Origin of the sequence: Bacillus sp. JJ783 (assembly GCF_036963225.1) — a bacterium.
Taxonomy (GTDB): Bacteria; Bacillota; Bacilli; order Bacillales; family Bacillaceae_G; genus Bacillus_A; species Bacillus_A cereus_U.
The window spans coordinates 55,084-66,182 of the sequence record NZ_JBALMG010000012.1 but is presented as its reverse complement, the minus strand read 5'-3'; the positions used below and the strand labels follow the sequence as shown (position 1 = coordinate 66,182).

Here is an 11,099-nt window from a genome sequence, read left to right as displayed (position 1 = left end):
CCAGTAGGACCACGAAGTCCTTGAGGTCCAGTAGCACCAGTAGCACCTCCACCAAGGCAACCAGAGCCATATTTAACTAAAATGGTTTGGATTTCTATAATCAGCTTAACAAGTTTGTCGATAGTACAGCAATTAACTTTAAATAACTTAGCGATATACAGTAAAAAATTAAGCAGGCTTTGCAGTTCAACGTATAATGCTCCGCACGAGAAAGGTTTTGTTTTTAGAATAGTTAATAGGTTAGTAATAATAGAAGTTCCGATTTTTTCTTGTGCAGGTGATAAGTCTAAACATTTGAGGGATTTTTGTAGATTATCTAGGGTAGCTATAAGTTTATCAATATTACTTTGAGAAGGATTTTGGAATATATCTTTAATATTTTGTCCAAGAGCTTGAAGGATTTTAATAAATTCTTTAAGTTCAGATTTAGAGATGTTAATAAAACTACAAGCCCGGACTTCGCAACAATCGTTACCGAAGAATACTTTCCCTTTATTATTATTGTTCATCTTTTCATTCCTTTCTTTTATAGAATAAATAGTCTCAATATAATAAAATGAAAATAAAACTAAATTCGTGATGGACAAACTACTATTTCAAAAAAAATAAGGGTTTTACCTACTTAGTAAGGGGAATTAAAGAGATTGAAGGATTTCTATCTAGCAAAAGGCTGATTAGTTAGGGTTAATAAGCAGTAGGAGATGCAAAAAACGCTGATTAAAGTTTCATTTTATATAGTTTTTTAGGAAAATGATGAGTTAAACAAAAACTGCCCCCACTGTTTTTGTTTATCGACACTTCAATTATCTCTTTTGGGCAACAATGGGATAGAAATAGTGAAAGTTGTACCATTTTGATTACTAGTAACTTTTAATGTGCCATTATGATTTTGAATAATTTTCTTCGTTACTGATAATCCCAGTCCCGTTCCTGAGTCTTTTGTAGAGAAAAACGGATCAAATATATATTCTTGAATAGCTGGAGGAATGCCGGTTCCATTATCTTTGAAAGTAATACGAACAAAATGATCTAAGCGATAACTAGTAATTTGAATAGAAAGAGGTTCTTCACCTTGAGCGTCGACAGCATTTTGAAATAAATTTAAAAAAACTTGCACGAGTTCATGGCGATCAATATTGACGAGTACACCATCTAATTCGGTAGAAAAATCATAGTCAATAGAAATGTTGTGCAAAAAAACTTCACTAGCAAGTAGTTGTTGAATATACTCGCGTAAAAACGTATTGATTGGAAAATGTTCTCTAGTAAATTCACGCGTTTTTGAAATAGCTAAAAATTTTGTAATAATACTATTGGCACGATCTAATTCAGGGATGAGTAGACTTTTAAACAATTCTTTATTGGACGGAGAAACGCTATCTTGTAGAAATTGCAAGTACCCACGTACTGTTGTAAGGGGATTTCGTACTTCATGTGCAATCCCAGCTGCAATTCGCCCAGCTAGGGAAAACTTTTCGGCATCACGTTCTGTATTTAAATAATGAAAGACACTAATAACTCGGAAAATCTCCCCATTATAATCACGAATAATACGGTTATTTACGATGCCATAGTTTTTGTCTAACACTTCTTCATTATATATTTCGGTTCCCGTTTTTAACGTTTCAATAGCTTTAATTTGTTCTTCAGGTAAGTTTAGTAATTGTTGAATTGGTTTCCCAATTATAGAATTTCGTATTACACCAAAATCATCTGCTGCAGCTTGATTACATAATGTAATGTTACCTTTATTATCAATGAAAGTGACGTGATGCGAGAATGCATCGAAAATATGAACAAAATGTTTTTCTAGTTGTTCAAATAAAAATAGTGAATCGCAAGTAAGCTGAAAGGTAGGCTCTTTATCTTTTTGTTGTATGTGTTGAATAGAATGAGATGTTCTCGTTTTTTTTATTTGCAAACCAATATGTGGATTTTTATATGTGAAATGATGTGGTAATTGATTTACAAGTTCTTCATATAATCGTACTTTATTTTCCAATTCTTTTATTCGATTTTCATGAGATAAAATAATATCGTCTTGAAGCATAAATAAATAACTCCTCAATTTAAAAATTCTTCCATCTAGTATATCATATTTTTATACGGATACTCTTAAAGAAAGAGCGACTTTATGAAAGTGATCGGATGGTATTTTTGTGAAGTAATATAGAATGAGTGTAAGCTGAAGTTGGGAAGGGAGGAATACGTTTGTTTTTTATTGGAGTGACGGGATGGGGAGATCATGATTCTTTATATAGTAATCCCTATGAAAATAGAAATAAATTGCGAACTTATAGTGAACATTTTCCCATTGTGGAAGTAGATAGTTCATTTTATGCGATACAACCTGCGCGGAATTATACAAAATGGGCGATTGAAACGCCGAAAGATTTTTCTTTTATAGTAAAAGCTTATCAAGGAATGACAGGACATATGAAAGGGGAAATCCCTTTTTCTACGTTCGATGAGATGTTTGATGTGTATAAACAATCAATTCTTCCTTTAATAGAAGCGAATAAATTAAAAATGATTTTATTTCAATATCCACCATGGTTCGATTGTAAAGTGAAAAATGTAGATTTACTTCGGTACACGAAAGAAAAAATGGAAGATTTCCCATGTGCAATAGAATTTCGAAATCAAACATGGTTTTATCCAGAGATGAGAGATAAGACGTTACAATTTTTAGAACAAGAAAAATGGATTCATACAATTTGCGATGAGCCTCAGGCAGGAATAGGATCAGTACCGCTTGTATTAGAGGCAACAAATTCAGACATGGCGTTAATACGTTTTCATGGCCGGAATGTTCATGGATGGCTTGACAAAGGAGAAAATTGGAGAGCGGTTCGTTGTTTATATCGCTACAATAATAATGAGTTGAAAGAATGGGTAAACCGATTAGAGCAATTGAAAAAAAAGACTAAGGACATATACGTTTTGTTTAACAATAATTCGGGTGGGGATGCGGCGGACAATGCGAAACAGTTGATGGAAATGGCGAATATTACATATGGCGAGCCGAAACCAGAGCAATTAAATTTATTTGAATAAATACAAACAAGAAAAGCACTGTACAAACAGGGGGAATGTACAATGCTTTTCTATATGAAAAAGAGGGGTAACAATGTTACTGAGCGTTTGGTTGATTCATCAATTGTTGGCTTCATAATAAATGATAATGGTTATCATTATCATAGTCAATAGTTTTTCGGAAAATAAATAAAAAACTTTTGATATTTTGAAAATAAATAAAAAAAGAACAGCGATTACTGCTGTTCTTTTCCATTGACGAATTGTTGTAAATCAAAAGGAGTTATCGCTTGGATAAATTCCTTTGAGATAAGTGTTTGAACAAGAGTGCTTTCAGAAATTGTAGCACCTGTTTTCTTTTCATAAGATTTCTTTAATAAATCAAGTTTTTCAGCCGTTTCTTTCGGTAATTCAATTGTTAATGTGTTCATAATTTCTCCCCCTTACTATTAGATTACCACTACAGTATAGGAGAGACAAGAAAAGAGAATATGAAACATAAAAAAGGTTACCAAATTTACAAATGGTAACCTTTTTTATGTATAAGAGTTATTAAGCAATACCGATATACTTTAAAGTTTTTGATGGAGTACTGTGATCAAAGAAGTGTTGTAAAAATGCAATATCAACACCTGATTTGTATGCACAATAGCCCCAAGTTTTTCGAAGTGTATGTGAGCTAATCCCTTCTAATCCAACTTCTTTTGCAGCTTTGTTTAAAATGTACCATGCATGTTGTCTCGTAATAGACTTTGTTCCTTTTTGAGACTTTAATAATGGTTCATTACGTTTCCAAGTTTTACGTTCTTTCATGTAGTCTTCGATTGCGTGCTGTAAGTCTTCATTTACAGCAAACCATTTATGTTTCTTTACTTTTTCATTGTAAAATAAAATGGAATGGCGAACATTTTCGTCTTCATCGATTACATCACTAACTTTTAATTGTAAGATTTCACTTACTTTTAAGCCAGAATTTACAGCTAATACGAATAATAAGCCATCACGTTTCGAAGATTGTAAAAGTATATTTTTGATAGTTTCTAATTGTTTTTCGTTTTGAATAGGTTGTCCTGCTTGTTTCATTTCACGCACTCTCCTCTTTTATATGTGTAAAGGAAAGGATTAACTTGTTTCTTACTATAAAGGGAGAGTGTGAATTTCATGTGAACTCCTAGTGAAATTAAGACAAATTATTTGACTTCTTTCACTTTTTGTAAATTAAAATAAAATACAACGCTATTAGTGGTATTATACACACCGTACTCGGCGTGATGGAGATCTAAAATGTTTTTTACAATGGATAACCCAAGGCCAGTACCTCCAGTATGACGGCTACGAGAAGCGTCTAAACGGTAGAAGCGATCCCAAATTTTTTCAAGGCTTTCCTCTGGAATAGGGTTGCCTGTGTTTTCAATTTCGATTTTCACTGTATCTTCCGTTTCTACAACAGAGACGTGTATTTTTTCACCATCTGGAGTATATCGAATTGCATTGCTAAGCAAGTTCACAACTACTTGCTCAATACGGCTACGATTTGCTTTAACAAATAGAGAAGAGTCAGCATGGATGTCCACTTGTAAATGTTTTTCCTCCATACTAAATAATAATTTTGTATAGATTTGTTGAATTAATTCACCGATTGAGAATGTTGACATTTCTAGTTTGTACGTACCAGATTCTAGTTTTGCTAATTCTAACATTTCAACAATGAGCCTGTTCATATTATCTGTCTCTTCCAAAATAACATTTGTATAATATGTCGTATCTTTACTTACGCCATCTTGAATACCTTCAGCGAAGCTACGAATAACACTAAGTGGTGTTTTTAATTCATGAGATACACCAGAAATGAATTCTTTTCTCGTTTTTTCTAATTGACGTTCGCGTTCAATATCTTGTTGTAATTTTGTATTGGCAACATTTAATCGGTCGATGCGATCTTTTAAATTTACAGAGAGTGTATTAATACTACTTGATAACCCGCCAATTTCATCGTCTGCTGTAACAGGTAACTTCTCGCTAAAATCAAAGTTGGCCATTTTTTTTGTAACGCGATTTATCTTAATTAATGGTTTAACAATGATTTTTGAGTAGTAGAAGGATAACAAAATAATAACGAGAAACACGATAATTAAGGCATAGACATAATAATCTTTTAAAACGAGCATCGCTTCATTAACAGGTTGTAAAGATGCTATCGCAAAAGCGTACTCCTTAATTTCTCCGTTTTCCATAATAGGCTTTACAAAGACACTGTTTTTTATATTTTCCCCACTATCTAAAATATACGTGTTTAATTGATTTGAATTAGAAGTACCTTGTCTAATAGTTCTTGCAAAATATTGAACAGCTTGTAATGTTTCAAAATCCTTTGCAAGACGAACCTCAGTCTTGGAAGGAAGCTGTAATTTAGATATTACCCCAGTAAAATGGATTGGAGAACCAGTATTATCATATCGATTTTTAAGTTTATTTTTAGATGGATTACCACTAATGGATTGAAAATCTGAATTGAATTGTTCATTTTCCCATCTAGTATTATTAGTTATTAATTCTTGAGGTGTTATTATATTATTCGGTTGGAGTAGTCCGTCTACATAAATTATTCCATCTTTTTTTAATCCTAAGTTTGCGAATTTATTATATTCTTCTGGTGTTAAAAGATTGTTAAGGGGGATGGAATAGGTTTTATTATTGTTAGGGTTAATCACATCAATGTAAAAACTGTTTTCACTTTTAATAATTCCGTTAGAATCTAAAAATTGGATTTCGGCATTTGTTTTATCATGAAATTCTTGTTTTAATTTTCTAGTTTCCTCAAATCCTTGGTCACTTTTTTCGTAATTATCTACGAATTTTTCAAAAGCCGTTTGAACGGTTTTTACTTTCTTATTAATATAGAACTTCTCTAAAAATAGAGATTGTCCAAGGAAAAAAAGGAGAAATATGATTGTAAATAAAGTTGATGTTAATAAAAATAGTTTAAAGACGATGCTTCTGTTCTTCACTGTTTCACCTCGTATGAAAAATACTGTAATATAAATGATTTCTTAATTATAACAAAGGTTACAAAAAAGTAGAGGGGATAAATCTTTCTCTCTCTAAAGTAGTTTTTTATAGAAAGTCACATAAAGAGAAGGTGCAGTGACTGTCGAAGTATTGTAGTATAAAAAAAAACTCGCCAGACGTATGACGAGTTCTTTAGTGTGCTATTGCTGAATTGCTGCATCTAAAGCGATTTCAATCATTTCGTTAAATGTAGTTTGACGCTCTTCAGATGTTGTTTCTTCACCAGTGAAGATATGGTCGCTTACTGTTAATACAGATAATGCATTTACACCATATTTAGCTGCTAATGTGTAAAGAGCAGTCGTTTCCATCTCTACTGCTAATACACCGTAATCTCCAAGTTTTTTAACCATGTCCATGCTCTCACGATAAAATACATCTGCTGTTAATACGTTACCAACACGAACGTGTAATCCTTTTTCTGTTCCAGCATCGTAAGCTTTCTTTAAAAGATCAAAGTTTGCAGCAGGAGCAAAATCAAAACCTGGGAATGTTAAGCGGTTCATATTAGAATCTGTACAAGCCGTCATCGCAATAATAATGTCACGTACCTTAACATCTTTTTGAATTGCACCACATGTCCCAACACGAATTAAATTTTTCACTCCGTAGCTTTGAATTAATTCGTTTACATAAATAGAAATAGAAGGAACACCCATACCTGTACCTTGAACAGATACACGCTTTCCTTTATAAGTTCCAGTGAAACCTAACATGCCACGCACGTTGTTATAACAAGTAACATCCTCTAAAAATGTTTCAGCAATATATTTTGCACGTAATGGATCACCAGGTAATAGAATAGATTCAGCAATTTCGCCTTGTTTTGCTTCAATATGTACACTCATGAAAAATCCTCCTTATAATGTATTGATAGAAATCAATATCATTTGCATTATACACTACGACTCCTTTCAATTAAAATCTTTTTTATTTGTAATATGTGCAAAAGAGGAGGATTTCATAAATCATAATCTAGAATATATATTTAAGAGGTTTTGAATGGATAAAGACAATAAAAATGGTAGGTGATATTTTGAAAAATCTTGTCATTGGGTTTATTGCACTAGTACTTATTGTGGCAGGAGGATTTTACATAAAAAAATATCAAGAAACTGTAGAAACGACCGGAGATGTTCAAGAAGTGAAATGGGATGTGAAGAATAAAAAGGGAAATGAAAAAGTCGATATTTCGTTTCAATTGCTAAATAAAATGAATAATGAAGTTCGTGGTGTGAACGATCAAATTCGAGCAGTGATAGTGGATGGGAATTTGAAAAATATACAACAAACGAAGCCTATATTTGCTGGAAATGGATCGTATAAGTTATCTTCAGATGTAGCAAAAGGTGAAGAGTACACGATATTTTTGTATGAAGATGAAAACAAGTCCGTGGAATCATTTTCTAAGAAAGATTTTGGTGAAGAAAAAAAGGAGAAAAACAAGGACAAGAATAAAAAGAAACTACCTGTCGATACTGTACTTACAAAAAATATAGGAGAGCATCAAGTGTCTCTTTTATTTGGTGCATTACATCCGAATGAGGCAACGACATTAACATTTCAGTTTCAAGCGAAAAAGGGAGAAAAGCTGAAATTAAATTCAGGGAGAGGTGAAGTTAACGCTCTATATATCGTTGATGAAACGAGGAAAAATTTTTTATATGCCATTCCTGTTGATACGGATGAACAATTACAATATCGTATTACATTTCCAGAAGAAGGAACATATAAAATATGGGGGGATTTCTATATAAATGGTAAGAAGTATGAAAAGGAGTTTAGTATACAAGTGCAAAAACGAAAAAACAGCTAAGTACTTAGCTGTTTTTTCGTTTTCCTATTAATTTTGTTACAGAGAGCATTGTAATTGGTAAAGAATGATTCTTTCGAAATGCTAAATATTTTCCACTCCATGCAGGTTTGTATTTTTCTTTGAAATGTCGTAAACCGCTGAAGCTATATGTGTAACGAACGTTATTAAATATTGCAGCAGCAACTCGTTCAGACCAGAACGATTGCGTTGATAAACCGACATTTGAGAGTGGTGCCATACCAATATTAAAGGAATGGTATTCATTTTCTTTTGCCCAGTGGAATAAGTGGATAAAAATTGCATCCATAATTCCGCTAGGGGCATCTGGATAATAACGCATTAAATCAACAGATAATATGCCACTTTGATATACTGGCATAAAGGTTGTGAATGCAATGATTTTTCCCTCTGCATCAGATAATGTAGCGATAGGGGCACGACTAATATACTCACGATCGAAGTACCCAAGTGAAAATCCTTTCTCTTTTTTTCCGCCGAGCCAAGCATCAGACACTTTCTTTAATTCCTTGTATAATTCGTCTGAGAATGGTGGCTCATGAATAGAGAACGTATAACCTTCTCGTTCAAAACGGTTGAAAGTAGCTCGCATACCAGCACGTTTTTTTCCTGTTATTGTAAAGGTATTTAAATCAACGACAGCCTCTTCGCCAAGTTTAAAGAAGTTGTAGCCGAAATCGTGGTATAAGCTCATCCATTTGCTTTCAATTTGATAGAATACGCAAATATACCCAAATCGATCAGCTTCAGCTAAAAATTCTTGTAACACAGTGCGGTAGGAGGATGGATCACCAATTGGATCACCTAGTACAACAAGACGTTTTCCAGTAATTGAAAAGAGAAGAAGTGCTTTTCCGTCACTACTGAAGAAGAACTGTTTATCTCCTAAAAAACCTAAATGACTAAGTACGTTCCCACCATGTTCATCTAAGAAGTTTTCTAACCTTTTATCATTTGCTGGTTGCCCGGGAAATTGACTACGGTAACGATTGGCAATTAGTGAACCGATAAGTAAAAAAGTAGGAACGAAAAAGGCTGCTGCTAATGCACTTCGTTTAACTTGTGTAATATTTCGAACGACAAAATCAGGTTGGAACGCTTCTTTTGCACCCGCAAATAAAATACCTAAGTTTTTATATAAATATAACGTAAGTAATAAGAAGATAAACACTTTTACGATGTCAGAAAGAGAGACTTCCATTTTCTCGCGTACAAATCTTTTACGAAGCATATACAACACAGCAAGTACGATTAATAAAATAAAGGTTTCTTCAATATCAATTCCTTTTAGGGTATTAAAAATTGCTGCTCCAATTAAAGAAACAATCGTCATATAGTAAGAACGCTTTGTTCCATAATATATGCCTCGCGAAAGAATCAGGAGGAGAATACCGAATGTTAATGATAAGCTAAAAGAAAATTGAATAAGGTGCTTTGGAGCTAAAATATGTAAGGCGTGAGCTCGATTTATACTAGTAGGTAAAATTGTTGATAGAATAACCATTAAGCCAGCGAATACGGTTAAAGCGGCGGATGCCCATGAACCTAATTTCCCTAAAAAATCACGTTGTAAAGTCCAAATTACACCAGTTGTTTCTAATGCAGGTGCAATAAATGGTTTATCTTCAATTTTTTTTATGGCCGCTCCTGTCATTTCAAATGCTGCAAAAATGAGACCAAGGCAGAATGGTAAGATGTAATAGACAAGTCGATATAATAACATAGCGGGTAGTAATACGCCTGTATCAACTCCGTATTGTCCTAGTCCGGTTAAGAAAACAAGATCAAATGAACCAAGGCCACCAGGGACAAGACTTACGACACCAGCTAAAGCAGCAATTACATAAACACCTAAAAACTTTTGAAATTCGATATCAATTCCAAACAATATTAAAATGACGTACATAACGATACCAGCAGATACCCACTCGACTAATGAAACTAATGAATATAAAACAGTTGGATTTTTCTCTTCTTCTTCAGTCTCTTGTCCGTCTAGCTGTTTTGTTTTTCTATTTTTAATTTTAGAAAACCCAATATATATAGGAACGAAAAGAGCAAAGAAGATAAGAACAGGCCATAACCACGGTTTTTCGTGCAGAATAAAACTAGTGTCTAATATCCCAATAAGGCCGAGGAATGACAGAATGGCTAATCCGTTAATAAAAGCGGTTGTCATCCAGGCAATGCTTTTAATAAGTTTCCCATTCTCTTTTATATGTGGACGATAGAGCATTGTACGTACACCGGCACCAACAAGACCACCAAAACCGATAAATCCATTTAAAGTGTTTGCAATCCATGAGATGCGGAAAATCTTTTGTACAGGTATATCTGCTTTTAAGTAACGAAGCATAACAAAGTCATAAAAGAACATTGTTGAAACAGCAAATGCACCGAGTGTAATCGCTAAAAATACCCCACCAGTTGGAATGTTTTTAATTGTTTCAATTGCTTCTAAAAAAGAAATGCCTGCTAATTCTTTTTTAGCTTGAAAGAAAACAATTGTTAAGACAACAAATGGGAAGATTATTTTCCCGATTTGTAAGAAACGTTTCCATGAAAACGACATAAATACAACTCTCCTTGTGTAAGAAAACTGAGACAATAATATTATTATGACAAACTTCAAGAAAAATAAAAAGGTAAATTCCTGTATAGGGAAGCTATTTTTTATATAGTCTATATTTAAAAGAATATTTCGTTTATCAGAAAATTAAGTTAAGATAAGATGAAAGAAGGAAGAGAGGGGAAGTAGATGATTATAATAGGTTATGCAGGGTATGAGTTAGAAAAAGCAAAACCGAATACATCAGAAGATTTTTTCAATAGATCTGAAGTGACATATATATTAAATAATCAAGAGAAAACCTTTTCTGTCTTATATGTTCGATATTTTGAAGAAATTTTACAAGAAATTATCCCTTTTGAAGGAAATCCAGTTTATAAAGTAGAAGAACAAGACGTATATTTACGAGATATTGTAGCGATTGCTTGTTTAGTGAACAATAAAGAGCTACGTGCGCAGAAACGCTTGTATCTCAATGAAGTAACAGACTTTCAACGATACTTTGACGAGGAAACAGTGGTGAAAGTACAAGAAATATTAGCTGAATTACATAAAAATAAAAGAGTAGAAATAGCGTAAAACGGCAAAGGA

Annotated in this window: 10 protein-coding genes; 3 read left to right on the top strand and 7 right to left on the bottom strand. The window is 33.1% G+C overall.

All coding sequences use genetic code 11. The features are described from left to right. Window positions 1-509: collagen-like repeat preface domain-containing protein (locus V7038_RS03900; RefSeq protein ID WP_335469200.1), on the bottom strand; the 509-nt coding region annotated here is incomplete at its 3' end. A gap of 290 nt (window positions 510-799) precedes the next feature. Beyond that, window positions 800-2,050, bottom strand: a complete 1,251-nt coding sequence (locus V7038_RS03895) for a PAS domain-containing sensor histidine kinase (RefSeq protein WP_002202634.1) — start codon at window positions 2,048-2,050, stop codon at window positions 800-802. 161 nt (window positions 2,051-2,211) lie between these two features. On the opposite strand from V7038_RS03895, the gene V7038_RS03890 reads away from it, so the two are divergent. Continuing rightward, window positions 2,212-3,057, top strand: a complete 846-nt coding sequence (locus V7038_RS03890; protein ID WP_002202633.1) for a DUF72 domain-containing protein — start codon at window positions 2,212-2,214, stop codon at window positions 3,055-3,057. A gap of 215 nt (window positions 3,058-3,272) precedes the next feature. On the opposite strand, the gene V7038_RS03885 is transcribed toward V7038_RS03890, so the two are convergent. The 4 genes from V7038_RS03885 to deoD form a co-directional block, all read right to left on the bottom strand. Beyond that, complete coding sequence (locus V7038_RS03885) at window positions 3,273-3,467, bottom strand: DUF3924 family protein (protein WP_002149425.1); 195 nt, start codon at window positions 3,465-3,467, stop codon at window positions 3,273-3,275. Window positions 3,468-3,588: 121 nt separating this feature from the next. Continuing rightward, the gene (locus V7038_RS03880) at window positions 3,589-4,119 is read right to left on the bottom strand and encodes a tyrosine-type recombinase/integrase (protein WP_000806230.1); all 531 of its coding nucleotides are present in this window, start codon (window positions 4,117-4,119) and stop codon (window positions 3,589-3,591) included. Window positions 4,120-4,226: 107 nt separating this feature from the next. Then, window positions 4,227-6,044, bottom strand: coding sequence for a sensor histidine kinase (locus tag V7038_RS03875; RefSeq protein ID WP_002201166.1), 1,818 nt, complete (start codon window positions 6,042-6,044; stop codon window positions 4,227-4,229). Between the two features lie 201 nt (window positions 6,045-6,245). Beyond that, entirely contained in the window at window positions 6,246-6,953 is a 708-nt protein-coding gene (gene deoD / locus V7038_RS03870; protein ID WP_002158622.1) for a purine-nucleoside phosphorylase, read from the bottom strand. Between the two features lie 173 nt (window positions 6,954-7,126). On the opposite strand from deoD, the gene V7038_RS03865 reads away from it, so the two are divergent. Beyond that, window positions 7,127-7,921: a hypothetical protein gene (locus V7038_RS03865; protein WP_070139006.1), complete on the top strand. Its 795-nt coding sequence runs from the start codon at window positions 7,127-7,129 to the stop codon at window positions 7,919-7,921. Between the two features lie 4 nt (window positions 7,922-7,925). Here V7038_RS03865 and mprF read toward each other — a convergent pair whose 3' ends face one another. After that, window positions 7,926-10,511 (bottom strand): bifunctional lysylphosphatidylglycerol flippase/synthetase MprF, encoded by a 2,586-nt coding sequence (gene mprF / locus V7038_RS03860; RefSeq protein WP_002202630.1) that lies wholly within the window; start codon window positions 10,509-10,511, stop codon window positions 7,926-7,928. A 186-nt stretch (window positions 10,512-10,697) separates the two neighbouring features. Here mprF and V7038_RS03855 point away from each other — a divergent pair, with 186 nt between their 5' ends. Then, complete coding sequence (locus V7038_RS03855) at window positions 10,698-11,087, top strand: hypothetical protein (protein ID WP_002202629.1); 390 nt, start codon at window positions 10,698-10,700, stop codon at window positions 11,085-11,087. The last annotated feature ends 12 nt before the right edge of the window (window positions 11,088-11,099 follow it).